Origin of the sequence: Actinoplanes subglobosus, from assembly GCF_042650585.1 — a bacterium.
Classification (GTDB): domain Bacteria; phylum Actinomycetota; class Actinomycetes; order Mycobacteriales; family Micromonosporaceae; genus Actinoplanes; species Actinoplanes subglobosus.
The window spans coordinates 379285-397954 of record NZ_JBHSBL010000006.1 but is presented as its reverse complement, the minus strand read 5'-3'; the positions used below and the strand labels follow the sequence as shown (position 1 = coordinate 397954).

Sequence of the window (18670 nt, the reverse complement as noted above, 5' to 3'; positions counted from 1 at the left end):
CGTTCATCCGACAAACCGCACGAGGAGCCGAATCCCCATGTCTGAGAACCAGCCCGCCATCGGAACCGCCCGCGTCAAGCGCGGCATGGCGGAGATGCTCAAGGGCGGCGTGATCATGGACGTGGTCAACGCCGAGCAGGCGAAGATCGCCGAGGACGCGGGCGCCGTCGCGGTCATGGCGCTGGAGCGCGTCCCCGCCGACATCCGGGCGCAGGGCGGCATCTCCCGCATGTCCGACCCCGACATGATCGAGAACATCATCAACACGGTCTCCATCCCGGTGATGGCCAAGGCCCGGATCGGCCACTTCGTCGAGGCGCAGGTGCTCCAGTCGCTGGGTGTCGACTACGTCGACGAGTCCGAGGTGCTGTCCCCGGCCGACTTCGCGAACCACATCGACAAGTGGCAGTTCACCGTGCCCTTCGTCTGCGGCGCCACCAACCTGGGCGAGGCCCTGCGCCGCATCACCGAGGGCGCCGCCATGATCCGTTCGAAGGGCGAGGCCGGCACCGGCGACGTGTCGAACGCCACCACCCACATGCGCAAGATCCGCGCCGAGCTCCGCCGCCTGCAGACCCTGCCGGAGGACGAGCTCTACGTCGCGGCGAAGGAGCTGCAAGCCCCGTACGAGCTGGTCAAGGAGGTCGCCGAGGCCGGCAAGCTCCCGGTGGTCCTGTTCACCGCCGGCGGCATCGCCACTCCCGCCGACGCCGCGATGATGATGCAGCTCGGCGCGGAGGGCGTCTTCGTCGGCTCCGGCATCTTCAAGTCCGGCAACCCGGCCCAGCGCGCCGCCGCGATCGTCAAGGCCACCACGTTCCACGACGACCCGGACGTGATCGCCAAGGTCTCCCGGGGCCTCGGCGAGGCCATGGTCGGCATCAACGTCGACGACGAGCCGGTCCCCCACCGTCTCTCCGAGCGCGGCTGGTAGTCCCGCCCCCGAAGGCCCCGCTCCGGCGGGGCCTTCGCCATCCCCGCCACACCGTCGCGGTCCACCGCCGGTGGCGGGTCAGCGGGCCTGGGCCGGGAGTGGCGGCTCGGCCGGCGGGGCCGGGGTCGGGACTGCCTGGAGGAGCAGCGGCGGCAGGTCGGGCAGGACCGGCTCGACGATGTCGAAGTACTCCGGGCGGGGGTAGCGGCGGGCCAGGCGCAGCAACCGGACGAAGAGGCGGCGGCGTGCGCTCAACGCGTCGCGGACCAGGTCGGTGTGGACCTGGCGGGCCAGGACGACCCGGCGGCTGGTGGCGATCAACGTGCGGACCGCCGGGTCGGCCGGATCGAGGGTGACGGCCTGGAGCTGGCGTGTCAGGTCGTTCTCGGCGGACTCGCGGTCACCCGGCTCGGCGTCGAGGGCCAGGCGGGCGGCGGCGTAGAGCTCGACCGTGTCGGCCTGTTCGGCGACGACCGCGGCGGCGGCCGCCCGGCGCATCAGGTGCGCGTCGAGGGCGCGCTCGGCTGACTGCGCCCGCGTGTGCAGGCGCTCCACCCGTTGGGCGGTCCAGCCGAGGTACGCCGAGAAGATCGCGGCCAGCACGACGACTCCCACCACCCACCACATGCCGGGCATCGTAGTGCCCAAGTGTGACGACACCAGTGGTCAGGACCACTCCTCGTCGAAAACCCTCCCGTCGGTGGCTTCGATGGCGGTGGCGTACACCTCGAGTACCCGGTTGGCCACGCTCGGCCAGTCGAACGCGCCGACGGCGAGCCGGGCGCACGATGCCAGTTCGGCGCGGCGGGCCGGATCATCCAGCAGGTCGCCGAGCAGGCGGGTGAGAGATGCCTGGTCGCCGTTGGGGAAGAGGGCTCCGGCCCGGCCACCGTCGAGGACCCGGCGGAACGCGTCGAGGTCGCTGGCGGCGATCGTGGCACCGGCCGCCATCGCCTCGGTGAGGATCATGCCGAAGCTCTCACCGCCGGTGTTGGGGGCGACGTAGACGTCGACGCTGCGCAGCATCCGGGCCTTGTCCGGCTCGGAGACGAGGCCCAGGAACTCGACCCGGTCGTGCAGCTCCTTCGGGATGTCGTCGTACAGCTCGTCGCGGTCGCCGGGCCCGGCCACGAGCAGCCGCAGGCCGGGCCGCTGCCGGGCGAGCGTGACGTACGCCGTACGCAGCAGGGGGAAGCCTTTGCGGGGCTCGGTGAAACGCCCGAGGAAACCGAGGGTGCCGCCGTCGCCGGGCCATCCGGGCAATGGCGCAGCCGAGGCGAACTTGCGGACCGCGACGCCGTTGGGGATCTCGACCGCGCCACCGCCGAGGTGTTCGACCTGGACCTTGCGGGCGAGCTCGCTGACCGCGATCCGGGCGGTGATCTTCTCCATCACCGGCTGGAGGAAGTTCTGCAGGCCGGCGAGCGCCCGGGAGCGGGTCATCGCGGTGTGGAAGGTGGCGACGACCGGCCCTCGGGCGGATACGACGGCGAGGAACGACAGGCTGGGCGAGAACGGCTCGTGCACGTGCAGCACGTCGAATTCGCCCTGTTTGAGCCAGCGCCGGACCCGGGCCGTGGAGATCGGACCGAACGAGATCCGCGCGACCGAACCGTTGTAGGGCAGCGGCACGGCCCGTCCGGCGGACACCACATAGGCGGGCACGTCGGCGTCGTCGTCGGCCGGCGCGAGGACGCTGACCTCGTGGCCGAGTTCGAGCAGGGCCTCGGCCAGGTCCATGATGTGGTTCTGCACACCGCCGGGGACGTCGAAGGAGTAGGGCGAGACGATCCCGATCCGCACCGGGCCTCCTAGAGCCAGAGCTTCTGGAGCATGTGCCAGTCCTGCGGATGGTCGGCGATTCCCGCGGCGTACGCGTCGGCGAGCATCTGGGTGGTCTTCTTGACCCGCTCGTCGAGGGGCCCGTCGGCGGGCGGGACGACCTCGCGCATCAGCGACGTGGTGCGATGCTCGTCGAACCACAGGTCGACGGCGTAGAGCGGGGCACCGGTGCGGATGGCGAGGATCGCCGGTCCGGCGGGCATCCGGGTGCGGCCGCCGAAGAACTCCACCTCGACGCCGCTCCTGGAGAGGTCACGGTCGCCGAGGAGGGCGACCACCCAGCCTTTCTCCAGGTGTTCGGCGAGCTCGTCGAGTGGTGGCCGCTGCCCTCCGGTGAGCGGCAGCACCTTCATGCCGAGCTTCTCCCGGTACGCCAGGAACCGCTCGAACAGCGACTCGGGCTTGAGCCGTTCGGCGACCGTGATCAGCGGCCAGTCGTGCGAGCACACCCAGGCACCGGCGACGTCCCAGTTGGCCATGTGCGGCAGCGCCAGGATCACGCCGCGGCCGTCGGCGGCGCCCTTCTTCAGTTTCTGGTAGCTCTCCGGGCGCATGAAGAACCCGTTGAGGAAGTCGGCCCGGCCCTGCGACGGCAGGCGGAACGCCTCCATCCAGTACCTGGCGTAGGACCGCAGCCCGTCGCGGACCAGGGTGTCCGGCATGTCGTCGCCGACGACCCGGCGCAGGTTGCCGCGCAGCCGCTGGGTGGCCGGCCCGTTGCCCCGGTAGGCGCGGTCGGCGGCGGCCCGGAACAGCTTCTTCGCGATCGGCAGCGGCAGCGCGCGGACGATCCCCCACCCGGCCGAGTAGCCGAGGTCGATCAGGCGGTCCTTCACTCTGTCGGCACCTTCGGCTCGGTCTTGGCGGCGTGGACGAGGCGCTGGAAGGCGGTGATCACGGCGAGGGCGGCGAGCACCCACATCGCGGCGGGCATGCCCCAGTCCTGTCCGGCGGCACCGAGCAGGCCGCCGGCGCCGACGATGAGCAGCCGTTCGAGGCGCTCGGCGATGCCGACGTCGGCGTTCAGCCCGAGGCTCTCGGCGCGGGCCTTCACATACGACACGACCTGACCGAAAACGAGGCTGATCAGGGTCGCGACCACACCGCCGTAGGGATTGCCCTCGGTGGCCAGGTAGTAGACGACGGCTCCGAACACGGCGCCGTCGGCGATCCGGTCCATGGACGAGTCGAGGAGCGCCCCGAATTTTCCGGAACCGCCCCTCATCCGGGCCATTGTGCCGTCGAGCACGTCGGTGAGCGCGAACGCGGTTACGATCACGGTGCCCCAGAAGAGGTGTCCCTGCGAACCGAAGTACGAGCCGATCAGCACACCGACAGTGCCGGCGACGGTGACCGCGTTGGGCGACACACCGATCCGGAGCAGGAAACGGGCGAGCGGGTTGACGCCGTACGAGACGACGGCACGGGCCGTTGTTTGAACGATCTTTGCCATGGCTGTCTCACCATAACGGCGTGCGACCAGCGGTGGTACGGCTCGGCCCCCGGGTTGGCCGTATCGTCACCATCCGGCACCTTTGGAGGGCTGAAGGTCCTTGCGACCACTACCGCGCCGGGTGTGGGATTCAAACAACAGCGGCGTAACAAACAGGAAACGACGGGAGCGCTCGGCATGGCGCAGAAGACTTCGGAGAAAGGGCTAGCCGGCGCCGGTGCGCCGGTGGTGACCGAGCCCGGCAGAGTTCGCAACGTGGTGCTGGTGGGCCACTCCGGTTCCGGGAAGACGACCCTGGTCGAGGCGCTGCTCGCGGCGACCGGGACGATCTCGCGGGCCGGCGGTGTGGCGGACGGCACCACGGTGACCGACCACGATCCGGCGGCGATCCGCCAGCAGCGTTCGGTGGCGCTGGCCTGCGCGCCGCTGCTGCACGACGACGTGAAGATCAATCTCTTGGACACCCCCGGGTTCGCCGACTTCGTCGGTGAGCTGCGGGCCGGCCTGCGCGCGGCGGACGCGGCCCTGTTCGTGGTCTCGGCGGTCGACGGTGTGGACGACTCCACCGTCGCGCTGTGGGAGGAGTGCGCCGCGGTCGGCATGCCGCGCGCCGTCGCGATCACCCGGCTCGACCACCCCCGGGCCGAGTACGACCAGGCGCTCCAGGACTGCCAGGAGGCGTTCGGCGACAACGTGATGCCGGTGTTCCAGCCGATGCTCGGTGACGACGGCCAGTCGGTCGCGGGCCTTCTCGGCCTGGTCACGTTACGGGTGCTGGACTACTCGGCGGGCTATCCGCCGGTCGCCCGGGAGGCCGAGCAGGAGCACCTGAACCCGATCGCCGACGACCGGAACACGCTGATCGAGGGCATCATCGCCGAGAGCGAGGACGAGACCCTCATGGACCGCTACATCGGCGGTGAGCTGATCAGCACCGACGCGCTGATCCCGGACCTGGAGAAGGCGGTCGCGCGCGGCAACTTCTACCCCGTCGTCCCGGTCTGCGCGCACACCGGTGTCGGCCTCGACGCCCTGCTCGATCTGCTGGTCAGCGGCTTCCCGTCGCCGCTGGAGCACGATCTGCCGGTGGTCACCGGGGTGGACGGCTCACCGCGGTCCCCGATCCAGTGCGACCCGGCCGGCCCGCTGGTGGCCGAGGTCGTGCGGACCACGATCGACCGGCACGTCGGCCGGGTCTCGCTGGTCCGCGTCTTCTCCGGCACCCTGCGCCCGGACCAGACGCTGCACGTCTCCGGGCACGGCATGGCCGAGCGCGGCCACCCGGACCACGACGCCGACGAGCGGGTCGCGCACGTCTATTCGCCGCTCGGCGCGCAGCTGCGCGAGGTGCCGCAGGCGATCGCCGGCGACATCTGCGCGATCACCAAGTCGGGCAGCGCGGAGACCGGCGACACCCTGTCCGGCAAGGACAATCCGCTGCTGATGGCGCCGTGGACGATGCCGGAGCCGCTGCTGCCGATCGCCGTGGTGGCCAAGACCCGCTCCGACGAGGACGCGCTCGCCAAGAACCTGGCCCGGCTGGTCGCCGGCGACCCGACGCTGCGCCTGGAGCGCAACCCGGAGACCCATCAGCTGGTGCTGTGGACGATGGGTGAGTCACACGCCGACGTGGTCCTCGACCGGCTCCGCTCCGGTGGCGTCGAGCTGGACACCGAGCCGGTCAAGGTGGCGCTGCGCGAGACGTTCGGCTCGACCGCCAAGGGTCACGGGCGGCACGTCAAGCAGTCCGGCGGCCATGGTCAGTACGCGGTCTGCGACATCGAGATCGAACCGCTGCCGCGCGGCGAGGGTTTCGTCTTCGTGGACAAGGTGGTCGGTGGCGCGGTGCCGCACAACTACATCCCGTCGGTGGAGAAGGGTGTCCGGGCCCAGCTGGAGAAGGGGATCGCGGCCGGCTATCCGGTGGTGGACCTGAAGGTGACGCTCTACGACGGCAAGGCGCACAGCGTCGACTCGTCGGACGCCGCCTTCCAGACGGCCGGTGCGCTGGCTCTGCGGGCCGCCGCCGAGCAGGGTGCCATCACGCTGCTGGAGCCGGTCGACGAGATCGAGGTCAAGGTCCCGGAGGCGTTCGTCGGCGCGGTGATGAGCGATCTCTCCGGCCGGCGCGGCCGCCCGATGGGCAGCGAATCCGGTGGTACGGGCGAGGCGAGCACGGTCCGGGCCGAGGTCCCCGCGACCGAGCTGGTGCGGTACGTGGTGGAGCTGCGCGCCCTCACCTCCGGCACCGGCACGTTCACCAGGAGGTACGTCCGGCACGAGCCGATGCCGCCGCACCTGGCCGACGCGGTCCGCAAGGAGCACGCCACGGCGCGTTAGATCGCGATGGCGTTGGCCGCCTCGTGCATCGGCGCGAGGATCCTGTCGATCATCTGCTCCTTGCGCGGGTGGTATTTCAGGGTCCGCATCCCGTAGTTACGGAAGGCGATGCCGAGGCGGCCACCGGGCACCATGTCCTTGGCCATCTTGCGGCCGAAGGCGAGGTTCTTCTCCGTGTACGGCCGCATCTCGCGCTCGTAGGCGGCGAACCCGCCGGGCGTGCCGAGGTGCCGGCCCAGCACGTAGGCCCCGGCCAGCGCCAGGCTGGTGCCCTGGCCGGAGGCGGGCGCCGGGCAGTGGGCGGCGTCGCCGAGCAGCGCGACCCGCCCGGACGACCAGTGGGGCAGCTCGACCTGGCTCATCGCGTCGAAGTAGAAGTCGGGGGCGGCGTCCATCGCCGACAGGAAGTCGCCGACCCGCCACCCCTGGCCGTCGAACGCCTCCCGGACGAGCGCCTTCTGTGCGGCGACGTCGTGCCGGTCGTAGTCGAGCCGGGGCGCGGCGAAGGTGAGGCCGACCCGGGCCGGCTGGTCACGCTCCATCGCGTAGGCGAAGACGAGCCGGCCGGGCCGCGAATACATGATCTCCTCGCGCTCGATGCCGAGCAGGTTGGGCACCGTGTAGATGGCGATGTAGGCGCCGAGGTGGCTCAGCGGGACCTCGCCCATCACCTTGCGCCGGGTCGCCGAGTGCAGCCCGTCGGCGCCGACGACGTAGTCGAAACGGCCGGTCGCGCCGGACGCGAAGGTGACGTCGACGCCGTCGGGACCGTCATCGAGGGCGGCGATCGAGTCGCCGAACACGTAGCGGGCCCGGTCGGCGGTGGCGTCGTGCAGGATGCGGCTCAGATCCCACCGCATGATCTCCAGGTCGTCGCCGCGCCGGCCCATCAGCAGGTCGGCGGGGAGGGTGGCGATCGGGCCACCGTTGCTCTTGACGTAGGTGATCCGCTGCATGCCGGTGTCGGCTGCCTGCGCGGCGGAGAGCAGGCCCATCCGGCGCAGCACCTCGGTGGCCGAGCCACGCACGTCCACCTTGTAGCCACCCTCGCGCAGGCCGGCGGCGTGCTCCACGACGGTCACCTCGAAGCCCCGCCCGGTGAGCCAGTAGGCGAGAGCCGGACCACCGATGCCGGCGCCGGAGATCAGTACCCGTGAGATCGTCATGAGAGTTACTATACAGATGTCTTATAATTTTGTATAGACGATAGGATCACGCCCATGGGTCACCGCGAAGAGCTGCTGAAAGGCGCCAAGAAGGCGCTGCTGGAGAAGGGTTGGGCGCGCACCAAGGCACGCGACGTCGTGGCGCTGTCCGGCACCAACCTGGGCTCCATCGGCTATCACTACGGCTCGACCGAGGCGCTGATGACCGCCGCGATGCTCAGTGCCATCGAGGAGTGGGGCGAGGCGCTGGGCACCGTGCTGGCCACCCCCGACCCCGACGAGGACGCGGGCGACGACCCGATGCTGCGGTTCTGGCGGCGGGTGATCCGCTCCATCCAGGCCGACCGGCAGCTGTGGCTGGCCAGCATCGAGGCGATGCTGCAGGCCGAGCACAACCCGGCGCTGCGGGAGCAGATGGCCGAGGGCATGCAGGCCGGCCGTTCCGGCATGGCGGCGATGCTCACCGGCGTACCGGAGGATCAGATCGGTGTGGAGACCATCCGGTCGCTCGGGTCGGTGCAGATGGCGCTGATGTCCGGCGTGCTCACCCAGTGGCTGACCGACCCGGCGACCGCACCGTCGCCGGAGGAGGTGGTCGCCGGGATCCGCGCGCTAGGCGGCGGGCCAGGCCTTGGTCAACAGGTCACGGGTGTCGAGGAGTAACTGCGGGAGCACCTTGGTCAGCCCGATCACCGGCATGAAATTGGCGTCGCCACCCCACCGCGGCACGATGTGCTGGTGCAGGTGGGCGGCGATGCCGGCACCCGCGATGGCCCCCTGGTTCATCCCCAGGTTGAAACCGTGCGGGGTGCTGACGGCGCGCATCACCCGCATCGCCGTCCGGGTGAAGGCCGCCACCTCGACGGTCTCCTCCTCGGTCAGGTCGGTGTAGTCGGCCACGTGCCGGTAGGGGCAGACCATCAGGTGCCCGGGATTGTACGGATACAGGTTGAGCACCGCGTAGACCAGCGTGCCGCGGGCCACCACCAGGGTCTCCGCCTCCGGCAGGGAAGGGGCCAGGCAGAACGGGCAGCCGGCGGGCCGGTCCTCCCCGGAGATGTAGGCCATCCGGTGCGGCGTCCAGAGTCGCTCCAGCCCGTCCGGCCCACTCGCGCCCGCCCGCTCGTCCACGATCGCATCCTATGCGGAATCGAGCGCGGTTTCCGGCGTGGCCGTTCCGTGCACGTGGTAACAGCCACCGCCCCGCCGTTTCGCCACGTACATCGCGGCGTCGGCGTCCCGCAGCACCTCGTCGGGGGCGCTGGAACCGTAGGTCAGGGCGATCCCGATGCTCGCCGGAGTGCGCAGCTCGTGCCCGCCGACGGTCACCGGCTCGTCCAGCGCCCGCACCACCCGCTCGGCCACCACCAGGGCACCGCCCACGTCGGCCAGGTCCTCGGTCAGCACCACGAACTCGTCGCCGCCCAGCCGGGCCACCGTGTCCTCGGTGCGCACACACGTCTTCAACCGCTCCGCCACCACCTTCAGCAGCGTGTCGCCGGCGTCGTGGCCGTACGTGTCGTTGACCGGTTTGAAGCCGTTGAGATCCAGCAGCAGCACCCCGACCGGTTTGCCGCTGCGCCGCGCACGGGCCAGGGCCGCGGCCATCCGGTCCCAGAGCAGCGCCCGGTTGCCCAGTCCGGTGAGCATGTCGTGCATCGCCCGCCGGGTCAGCTCCTCGGTCAGCGCCACACTGTCCAGCGCCAGCGACACCTGGGTCCGGAGCGTCCGCAGTGACTCGATCACGTCGCCGGGCAGCGGCTCCTCCGCCGCCACGGCCAGGATGCCGAAGAACCGCGTGCCGTTGAGCAGCGGGAACAACGTCACCGGCCGGTCGTCGACCACCGCCGGACCGGTCACGCCGAGCGCCGTCGGCCCGAGACCGGCGATCACCTCCCCGGCGGAGAGCCGGGCCAGCAGCTCGTCCGGTACGGACTCGCCCGGCAGCCGGATGCCCTCGACCGCCTCGGCCCGCACCCCGGCCGCCTCCAGCACCGTCCAGTTCTCCGGATCCTCCGGGGTGACCCGGATGATCGCGGCCCGCGCCGCGGGACACCCGCTGACCAGGGCGGCCGCGGCCCGGACGGCCAGCCGGTGCGCCTCGGCCGAGTCGTTGGTGGTGAGCAGGCCGGTGCCCAGGTCGCTGAGCACCTGCTCGCGCTCCATCGCCTCGCGCAGGGCCCGCATGCCGGCGTCGATCCGCACCACCAGCCGGCCGTTGTCGCGCAGACCGATGAACTGCCGGGTCATCACCAGACCGGTCAGCAGGATCGCCCCGGCCACCAGCGGCCACGACCCGGAGTCGAGACCGCGGAACAGACCGGTCACCAGCAGCGCGTACGCCGCGGCCACCGCCACGTAGGGAGTGAGGCTGGTCGGCCGCTGCACCGGCGCCGGACGGGCCGCCTCGGTGTGGCCGGTCACCTTCCGGTGCTGCAGCACCGTCATCCACAACCCCAGGTGGACGGCGAGCGCCCACGCGGCCAGGGCGATGTGCAGGTACTGCCCGGGCAGGACCCGCTGGAGGACGGTGACCATGACGACCGCGACGCCGGCGCCGGCCCAGATCATCAGCGCCCGGCGGCTCACCTCGGCGGCACCGCCGAGCACCAGCCGGAGCACCGCGAAGACCGCGACCAGCAATCCGCAGGTACGGATCAGGACGACCACCGGGACGAAGGTGCCGTCGGTGGCCCCGAACGCCGGATGGACGAAGAAGTACCAGCAGAACAGGACCGCGGTGACCAGCACGACGGCCATGTCCAGCCCGAGCCGCACGCCACTGGCCGACCACCGGACCCGGACCGGCACGCTGAGCAGCGCGGCGAGCGTGAACAGCAGCGCCACCAGGTCGAGCACCTGGATCACCGGGTTATCGGTGGGATAGACGGCCGCCCCGGTCGTCACCGCCTGGACCAGGGCGATCGCCGAACCGGCCGTCATCGTGACGTTGGAGGCCGCGACCAGAGCCGAGAACCGGCGTGCGCCCCGGCCGGCGGCCAGCCACCCGGTCCGCCCGGCCACCCACGCGGTGGCCAGCAGCAACAGCGGGGCACAGACCCGGTATCCGTAGAACTGGAACTGCCAGCCACCGGCACCGGTCAGGTGCAGGACCACCCAGATCCCGGACAGGGTGAGGGCGGCCGTGGCGACCGGTGGTGTCCGGTAACGCATCGATCCTCCCGTCCCGCCGCCGAGACGCCGTCCGGCGTCTCGGCCTGACGGTCGGAAGGACAGCCTGCGAGCTGAGGGGAAACCCGATGCGGGTGGGGCCGGATCAGGCGGCCGACGGCCCCGTGTTGACCCGGGAGCGGACCACCTCGACGACGTGCACGACGGCCTCGTCGAGGGTGACACCGTTGCGCTGCGAGCCGTCCCGGTAGCGGAACGACACCGTGCCACCGTTGACGTCGTCGTCGCCGGCGATCGCCATGAACGGGATCTTCTGCTGCTGCGCGGTCCGGATCTTCTTCTGCATCCGGTCGGTCGAGTAGTCGACCTCGGCCCGGATGCCTTCCTTCTTCAGCTTGGCCACGAACTCGGCCAGGTAGTCGGCGTGGTCGTCACGGATCGGGATGCCGACCACCTGCACCGGCGCCAGCCACGCCGGGAACGCGCCCGCGTAGTGCTCGACCAGCACGCCGAAGAACCGCTCGATCGAGCCGAACTTCGCCGAGTGGATCATCACCGGCTCCTGCCGGGTGCCGTCGGCCGCCTGGTACTCCAGACCGAACCCGGCGGGCTGGTTGAAGTCGTACTGGATGGTCGACATCTGCCACGTACGCCCGATCGCGTCCTTCGCCTGCACGCTGATCTTCGGGCCGTAGAACGCCGCGCCACCCGGGTCCATCACCAGCTCCAGGCCGGACTCGGTGGCCACGTCGGCCAGGACCCTGGTGGCCTTCTCCCACTGCTCGTCGGTGCCGATGAACTTCGAGCTGTCCGGGTCGCGGGTCGACAGCTCCAGGTAGTAGTCGTCCAGGCCGAAGTCGTCGAGCAACGACCGGACGAAGTTCAGCAGGTGCTTGATCTCGCCCGGCGCCTGCTCGGCCGTCACGTACGAGTGCGAGTCGTCCTGGGTCAGGCCGCGCACCCGGGTCAGGCCGTGCACCACACCGGACTTCTCGTACCGGTACACCGTGCCGAACTCGAACAGGCGCATCGGCAGCTCACGGTAGGACCGCCCGCGCGACCTGAAGATCAGGTTGTGCATCGGGCAGTTCATCGCCTTGAGGTAGTAGTTCGCCCCCTCCAGCTCCATCGGGGGGAACATGGTGTCCTTGTAGTACGGCAGGTGGCCCGAGGTGTGGAACAGGCCCTCCTTGGTGATGTGCGGCGAGCCGACGTACTGGAAGCCCTCCTCGATGTGGCGGGCGCGGACGTAGTCCTCCATCTCGCGCTTGATCACGCCACCCTTCGGGTGGAAGACCACCAGACCCGACCCGATCTCGTCGGGGAAGGAGAAGAGGTCCAGCTCGGTGCCCAGCTTGCGGTGATCCCGGCGCTCGGCCTCGGCGAGACGGGTGAGGTACGCCTTGAGCTCGTCCCGCGACGGCCACGCCGTCCCGTAGATCCGCTGCAGCTGCGGGTTCTTCTCACTGCCCCGCCAGTACGCCGCGGCCGAGCGCATCAGCTTGAAGGCCGGGATGAGCCGGGTCGACGGCAGGTGCGGGCCGCGGCACAGGTCGCCCCAGACCCGGTTGCCGTCCTTGTCGACGTTGTCGTAGTGGGTCAGCTCGCCGGCGCCGACCGCGGCGGCCTCCGCGTCCACGTCGCCCTTGATGTCGACCAGTTCGAGCTTGAACGGCTCAGCCTTCAGCTCCGCCTTCGCCTCGTCGAGCGTGCCGTACTCCCGGCGGTGGAAGGTCTGCCCGGCCTTGACGATCTCCTGCATCCGCTTCTCGAGCTTCGCCAGGTCGTCGGGCTGGAACGGCTTCTCCACGTCGAAGTCGTAGTAGAAACCGTCCCGGATCGGCGGGCCGATGCCCAGCTTCGCCTCGGGGAACACGTCCTGCACGGCCTGGGCCAGCACGTGCGCGGTGGAGTGGCGCAGCACGTCGAGCCCGTCCGGGGTGTCGATCGCGACCGGGGTCACCTCGGTGTCGGCGGCCGGCGACCAGGCGAGGTCGCGCAGCCGGCCGTCGGCCTCACGGACCACGACGACCGCCTTCGGCCCGTGCGCCGGGAGCCCGGCGGCGGCCACCGCGTCGGCCGCCGTAGTCCCGGCCGGGACGACTAGTGGGTCGGCCACGGCGGGTGTACGGGGTGCAGACACGGTGATCTCCATTCAGACGGTGATGAGTCGCCCTGATGCTATCCGCCTGCGGATCAGGCCCCGCTCCCGGCGGCCAGCCACGCCGGAAGCGGCTCCCGGCGGGCGAGCCAGTCACCGGGGATGCCGTCGATCCCGGTGTACGCCGCCACGACTCCCCCGGCGATCGCCGCGGTGGTGTCCACGTCACCGCCGGCCACCACGCACGCCGCCACGGCCGCCGGGAAGTCGTCCAGGTAGCGGTCGGCGACCCAGAGGGCGAACGGAACGGTGTCCTGCGCGGTCGCCTGGGAGCCGTTGCCCAGCCGCTCGGCCGCCTCGGCGACACCACCGCGTACCGGGGTGGTCAGCCCGTCGCGGACCACGCCCGGCGCCGTGTGCGCGGCTGCGGCGAGCAGCATCTGACCGGGGTCGGGGCGGTGCCCGTTGAGACGCGCGGCGGCGGCGAACGCGGCGGCCACCGACACCGCCACGCCACCCGCCAGGCCCTCCGGGTGCGCGTGGGTGACCTCGGCGGCCCGTACCCCCTGAATCGCCGCATGGGCCAGGGAATCCGCATGCCAGGCGCCCAGCGGTGCGGCCCGCATCGCCGCTCCGTTTCCGCAGGAGCCCTGCCCGTTGAACGCCGCGGCCGCGGCGATCGGCCATGGCAGGCCCTCGCGGATCTCGCGGAGCATGACGACCGCGCCGGGACCGTAGCCGCGATAGGGCTCGAACCGCTCGGCCAGCAGCTCGGCGAAGGCGTCCCGGTCGAAGTCGCCCTCGGCCAGCGTGGACACCAGGCAACAGGCCTGTTCGGTGTCGTCGGTCCACTGCCAGGGCGGATCCGGGACACGGCCCTCGAGGAGGTCGCCCGGTGCGTTGCCGGGCACGAAGTACTGCGCTCCGAGGGCGTCACCGACGCTGAGACCGGCGAGGCTCTCCAGGGCCAGAGTCAGACGGGTACCGGGGAAAAGTGTGAATGACATCGGTACTTCGGATCGTATTCCATCACTGAGCGTCATTAAAGACTCTCGTTCGATCACCCTTTAGGTTCTCCCCGTCCGGGACGCTACGGTCTTCGCATGGCCACGGTGTTGCTCGTCGAAGACGACCATGTCGTGCGCGGCGCCATGCTCCGTTCGCTCGCCGACCGGGGGCACGCCGTGCACGCCGTCGGCACCGCTCTGGAAGCGCTCCGGCGGGTCGCCGCCGAGACACCTGACCTGGTCGTTCTCGATCTCGGGCTGCCCGACCTGGACGGGTCGGACGCGCTGCGCATGCTCCGTGGCATCACCGATGTGCCGATCATCATCGCCACCGCCCGCGACGACGAGCAGACCGTCGTGCGGCTGCTGCGGGCCGGCGCCGACGACTACATGGTGAAGCCGTTCACCGGTGCCCATCTGGACGCGCGAATAGCCACCGTGCTGCGCCGCGTCGGCCGGGCCAGTCGCGCCGCGCAACCCGCCGTCCACGAGGTGGGCGAGCTCCGGGTCGACGTCGGCGAGCGCAGCGCCACCCTCGGCGATCAGCCGCTGGCGCTGACCCGCAAGGAGTTCGACCTGCTGGCCTACCTCGCCGCCCGTCCGGGCCGAGTGGTTTCCCGTCGCGAGCTGTTGGAGGAGGTATGGCGACAGCCATCGGTCGGCGAGGACCAGACCATCGACGTGCATTTGTACTGGCTTCGCCGGAAACTGGGCGAGTCCGCGGCGAAGCCCCGCTACCTGCGCACCGTGCGGGGGGTCGGATTCCGGTTGGTGGCGCCGGACTGAGGTTGCGGCTGGCGTATACGACCGCCGCCACGACCGCCGTAGCCGCACTGGTCTTCCTGGTCCCGCTCGGCTGGGAGCTGCGCAACGACCACCGGGAGGCCGCGCTGGCCGAGGCCGCGCAGCGCACCTCGACGGTGGCCGGCGCGATAACCGCCGGCGCCGGGGAGAAAGGTGTCGCCGCCGCTGTCGCCGCGACCGGTGGCTCGGTCGTCGTGCACACACCGGGCCTGGCCGCCTCCTCCGGCGGGCGGGCCGACGCGGAGCTGATCGACCGGGCCGCGGTCGCGGCCGGGCCCACGATCGAGGGCGTCGGCGGCGGGACGGTCCGGCTCCAGCCGGTCACCGTGGCCGGTAAGACGCTGGTGGTCGAGGCGTTCGTGCCGGACAGCGCGCTCAACCACAACACCGCGCGTGACTGGTGGCTGCTGCTCGGCCTGGCCGTGGTGCTCGTCGGCGGCGCCGTCTTCGTGGTGGACCGGCTGGCCCGCGGCGCCGTCGAGTCGGCCCGCAACCTCGTCGACGCGGCCCTCGCGGTCGGTGACGGCGACCTGGAGATGCGCATCCAGCCGTCCGGCCCACGCGAGCTGGCCGAGGCCGGTTACGCCTTCAACCGGATGGCCGACCGCCTGGTCACCTCCCGGACCGACGAGCGTGAGCTGGTCGCCGACCTGTCGCACCGGCTGCGGACCCCGCTGACCGCGCTGCGCCTGGACGCCGAGGCCCTCGACCCGGACGACACCCAGATCATCGACCTGACCGCCGACGAGGTGGACCGGCGTCGCGGCATCCGGCGCATCCGGACCGCGATCACCACGCTGGAGGACGAGGTCAACCACCTGATCACCACCACCCGGCAGGCCGTCGCGGACCGGGTCGCCACCGAGCCGGAGGACGGGCTCTGCGACGCCAGCGAGGTGGTCCGGGAACGGATGATGTTCTGGTCGGCGCTCGCCTCCGACCAGGACCGGCAGTACCGGGTGGTCGGCGCACACCTGCGCATCCCCGTGCCGGTGGCCCGGGCCGAGCTGGCCGCCGCGCTCGACGCGGTGCTGGGCAACGTCTTCCGGTACACCCCGCAGGGTGCGGCCTTCGAGGTGGCACTCTCCCGCCGTGACGGCTGGGTGGCGCTGCGTATCGACGACGCCGGTCCCGGCATCCCCGACCCGGAGAAGGCACTGCGTCGCGGCCAGAGCCAGCAGGGTTCCACCGGACTGGGGCTGGACATCGCCCGCCGCGTGGCTCAGGCTACCGGCGGCTCGGTCAGCCTGGACCGGGCCACCATGGGTGGCGCCAGCGTGGTGATGCTGCTGGCCGACGCGGACGCCACCCCGAGACAACCGAGCCGGTTCGGCCTGGTCGGCCGCGGCCGGCTGGCACGTGAGCGAGACCCCGGCAGACGCCGCTGGCAACGAGGACAGGAATGAGCAAGGGCTTCCACCGCCGCGACCCCGTCGAGGACCGTGTCCCCCGGAAGAAACAGCGCTTGCTTATATCTGCTTTAAGAAGGTTCCCCTTCTCCGCGCAGGCTGGCACTGTTCCGTTAGATCCCATCCGGCTTCCCGGATCGCAACCCGCAGCGCGTCCCCATCGCCGCGATTCGCGAAGCCAGAGCGCGGTGGGAGGCGGTCACCCCATGGACCCCTCCCACCGCCAACCCGCTCGACGAGGAGACGCCGTGTCCGCGCATCGCCGGCCGACGTTCCGCGGGTCGCCGTCCGGACGGCGCCGCGCGGCGGGGACCCCGAAACCTCGGCGGCCACGCTCCGCAACCTTCCGGCTCCTTCCGGTAGCCCTCGGCCTGGCACTCCTCGGCGTCGGCGGCGTGGTCGGCCCGAGCGTGATCAACTACGGTCCGCCGGAGGACGACTACGCCCTGACCGCACTGCCCGCCGACGCCCCCGAGCAGGGGCTCGTCTACAGCGGCCTGCGGCTGGCGTCATCCGGCTCGGTCTGCGCCGGCGCCTACCTGATCTTCGAGGAGACCTGCTCGCACGGGCCCGACCCGGCACCGGACGGTCTCTCGGTCCGCCGTGACGTCGCCCCGGTGACCGCGGGCACCGCCGAGGTGACGGCGGTCCGCCGGGAGACCGGTGGCGTGCCCGGTGACGCCGAGATCGCCCGCGACGAGGGCGGCAGCGCGATCACCGCGGACGCACCGGCCCTGATCCCGGACGCCGCGCCCGGCCAGGCCGACTTCATCCTCGGGCCGGACGACGTGGCGTGCGCCGGCGACGGCCGTACCGGCAAGCGCGTGCAGCTGCTCTACCTGCACGAGGCGGCGTCGGCCAGCCGGTACGGGAAGTTCCTCAACTCGTTCCGCACCTGGGCGGCCGGCGTGGACGCGATCTACGACGCGAGCGCCGGCGAGACCGGCGGCTCCCGCCACATCCGCTACGTGACGACGCCGGAGTGCCGGGCCGACGTGGCCGAGGTGCAGCTGCCGGAGGGTTCGTTGCGGTCGTTCGCGTCGACCATCGACGCGCTGCGCGGTCTCGGCTACAACCGGACCGACCGCAAGTACCTGATGTTCGCCGACACGAACCTCTACTGCGGGATCGCCACCTACGTCAACGACACCCGGCCGGGCCGCGGCAACCGCAACAACGGCGGCCCGTCGTACGCCCGGGTCGACTCCGGCTGCTGGAGCGCCGCGATGGCCGCCCACCAGCTGACCCACACGCTGGGCGCGGTGCTGACCGACTCACCGAACGCCACCGGCGCGGGCAGCTGCCTCGACGAGTACGACCTGCTCTGCGGCAAGGACCGGACCGGCAAGCCGGTGAAGAACGTGTGCCCGAAGAAGAACGACAACCGCCTCGACTGCGGCCACGACGACTACTTCAGCACCAACCCGGAGCCCGGCAGTTACCTGGCCGACCACTGGAACGTGGCGCTCAGCGAGTTCCTGCTCCGCAGCGACGGCGGCGACGACATCCCCGACGTGCCCGGCGCCACGGTGCCCGACCAGGACACCCCGGACGCGCAGCCCTCGGCGGGCCCGTCGGCCGGCCCGTCGGCGGGTGCACCGGCGCCCAGCGCGAGCGTCTCCACCTCGCCGAGCCCGAGCGTCTCGGCGACCGTACCGTCCATCCCGGACCCGGCCGTCTCGGCGACCGGACCGGAGATCGCGGTGACCCCGGTCGCGCAGCACCGCCCGACCGCCACTCCCCCGGCCGGCACCGGCGACAGCGACGGTCTCGGCGCACCGCCCGGTGTGACGAACGACGGCGTGCAGGCGGTCCTGGAGATCCGCGAGGCGACGAGCGGCTCGGTCCGGCTGAACTGGAGCGCCGCAGCGAACGACGCCGACTACGAGGTGTCCGTCGACGGCGAGCCGGTGGCCTCCACCCGCGCCACCCGGGCCCGCCTGATCGGCCTGAAGCCGGACGCGAAGTACCTGGTCGAGGTCCGGAACCGCAAACTCGGCTACCTGGCCAAGGGCACCGCGACGACGGCGCCCGCGGCCAGCCCGGTGCAGAACTCGTGGTTCGTGCTGACCAACTCGCTGACCGGTGGCGCAGCCGATCTCTACGCGGCCCGTTCCACCGACGGCACCCCGGTCACGCTCGGCAGCGACGAGGGCGGCACCCAGCAGCAGTGGCAGCTGGTGCCGGCCGGTAACAACACCTACTCGCTGGTCTCGAAGGCCAGCAACCGGTGCGTGATCCCGCTCGGCGGCGACGTGGTCGCCGGGGCGCCGCTGGTACAGGGCGACTGCCAGGCCGCCACCGGCGCGCGCTGGACACTGCGGGCGTCGGCGTACGGCTTCACCCTCCGCGCCGCCGGCGGCGATCTGGTGGTCGGGGCGGGTGCACAGCGTTTCGGCACGCAACGCGTGCTGGTGCTACAGGAGGACACCGAGCAACGGCACCAGAGCTGGACCGCGGTGCCGGACTGACGGGAGAAGAA

General features: G+C 71.4%; 15 protein-coding genes. 6 read left to right on the top strand and 9 right to left on the bottom strand.

From position 1 onward, the window contains the following. The first annotated feature begins 37 nt into the window (after positions 1–37). Positions 38–934 carry a pyridoxal 5'-phosphate synthase lyase subunit PdxS gene (gene pdxS / locus ACFO0C_RS08015; RefSeq protein ID WP_360325349.1) on the top strand — a complete coding sequence of 299 codons (897 nt, stop codon included), beginning with the start codon at positions 38–40 and terminating at the stop codon, positions 932–934. Between the two features lie 78 nt (positions 935–1012). Here the strand turns inward: pdxS and ACFO0C_RS08010 are convergent, their stop codons facing one another. Genes ACFO0C_RS08010 through pgsA form a run of 4 tightly spaced genes read right to left on the bottom strand, consistent with a single transcriptional unit; the run spans position 1013 to position 4229 of the window. Further along, positions 1013–1570 (bottom strand): hypothetical protein, encoded by a 558-nt coding sequence (locus tag ACFO0C_RS08010; RefSeq protein ID WP_378065905.1) that lies wholly within the window; start codon positions 1568–1570, stop codon positions 1013–1015. Positions 1571–1600: 30 nt separating this feature from the next. Further along, positions 1601–2737, bottom strand: coding sequence for a glycosyltransferase family 4 protein (locus ACFO0C_RS08005; RefSeq protein ID WP_378065904.1), 1137 nt, complete (start codon positions 2735–2737; stop codon positions 1601–1603). A gap of 8 nt (positions 2738–2745) precedes the next feature. Continuing rightward, entirely contained in the window at positions 2746–3612 is an 867-nt protein-coding gene (locus ACFO0C_RS08000; protein ID WP_378065903.1) for a phosphatidylinositol mannoside acyltransferase, read from the bottom strand. After that, positions 3609–4229: a phosphatidylinositol phosphate synthase gene (gene pgsA / locus ACFO0C_RS07995; RefSeq protein ID WP_378065902.1), complete on the bottom strand. Its 621-nt coding sequence runs from the start codon at positions 4227–4229 to the stop codon at positions 3609–3611. The genes ACFO0C_RS08000 and pgsA overlap by 4 nt, the downstream gene beginning before the upstream one ends. Positions 4230–4406: 177 nt before the next feature. Here pgsA and ACFO0C_RS07990 point away from each other — a divergent pair, with 177 nt between their 5' ends. Beyond that, positions 4407–6569, top strand: coding sequence for an elongation factor G-like protein EF-G2 (locus ACFO0C_RS07990; protein WP_378065901.1), 2163 nt, complete (start codon positions 4407–4409; stop codon positions 6567–6569). On the opposite strand, the gene ACFO0C_RS07985 is transcribed toward ACFO0C_RS07990, so the two are convergent. Beyond that, a complete protein-coding gene (locus ACFO0C_RS07985; RefSeq protein ID WP_378065900.1) occupies positions 6566–7735 on the bottom strand; it encodes an FAD-dependent monooxygenase in 1170 nt (389 codons plus the stop codon). The two genes, ACFO0C_RS07990 and ACFO0C_RS07985, sit on opposite strands and share 4 nt — an antisense overlap. A gap of 54 nt (positions 7736–7789) precedes the next feature. Between ACFO0C_RS07985 and ACFO0C_RS07980 the strand changes: the two genes are divergently transcribed. After that, on the top strand, positions 7790–8398 hold the full coding sequence (locus ACFO0C_RS07980) for a TetR/AcrR family transcriptional regulator (RefSeq protein ID WP_378065899.1): 609 nt from the start codon (positions 7790–7792) through the stop codon (positions 8396–8398). Here ACFO0C_RS07980 and ACFO0C_RS07975 read toward each other — a convergent pair. The 4 genes from ACFO0C_RS07975 to ACFO0C_RS07960 all read right to left on the bottom strand — a co-directional run bounded on the left by ACFO0C_RS07975 (position 8348) and on the right by ACFO0C_RS07960 (position 13975). Further along, positions 8348–8803 carry an HIT family protein gene (locus tag ACFO0C_RS07975; RefSeq protein WP_378066080.1) on the bottom strand — a complete coding sequence of 152 codons (456 nt, stop codon included), beginning with the start codon at positions 8801–8803 and terminating at the stop codon, positions 8348–8350. The genes ACFO0C_RS07980 and ACFO0C_RS07975 overlap by 51 nt on opposite strands. 72 nt (positions 8804–8875) lie before the next feature. After that, the gene (locus tag ACFO0C_RS07970) at positions 8876–10909 is read right to left on the bottom strand and encodes a diguanylate cyclase domain-containing protein (protein ID WP_378065898.1); all 2034 of its coding nucleotides are present in this window, start codon (positions 10907–10909) and stop codon (positions 8876–8878) included. 103 nt (positions 10910–11012) lie between these two features. Next, entirely contained in the window at positions 11013–13010 is a 1998-nt protein-coding gene (thrS, locus tag ACFO0C_RS07965; RefSeq protein ID WP_378065897.1) for a threonine--tRNA ligase, read from the bottom strand. 53 nt (positions 13011–13063) lie between these two features. After that, the gene (locus ACFO0C_RS07960; protein WP_378065896.1) at positions 13064–13975 is read right to left on the bottom strand and encodes an ADP-ribosylglycohydrolase family protein; all 912 of its coding nucleotides are present in this window, start codon (positions 13973–13975) and stop codon (positions 13064–13066) included. 96 nt (positions 13976–14071) lie between these two features. On the opposite strand from ACFO0C_RS07960, the gene ACFO0C_RS07955 reads away from it, so the two are divergent. From ACFO0C_RS07955 to ACFO0C_RS07945, 3 genes are all read left to right on the top strand, one after another. Next, complete coding sequence (locus ACFO0C_RS07955; protein WP_043525920.1) at positions 14072–14761, top strand: response regulator transcription factor; 690 nt, start codon at positions 14072–14074, stop codon at positions 14759–14761. Positions 14762–14763: 2 nt separating this feature from the next. Further along, complete coding sequence (locus ACFO0C_RS07950; RefSeq protein ID WP_378065895.1) at positions 14764–16185, top strand: HAMP domain-containing sensor histidine kinase; 1422 nt, start codon at positions 14764–14766, stop codon at positions 16183–16185. Between the two features lie 251 nt (positions 16186–16436). After that, entirely contained in the window at positions 16437–18659 is a 2223-nt protein-coding gene (locus tag ACFO0C_RS07945) for an RICIN domain-containing protein (protein WP_378065894.1), read from the top strand. Positions 18660–18670: the final 11 nt, after the last annotated feature.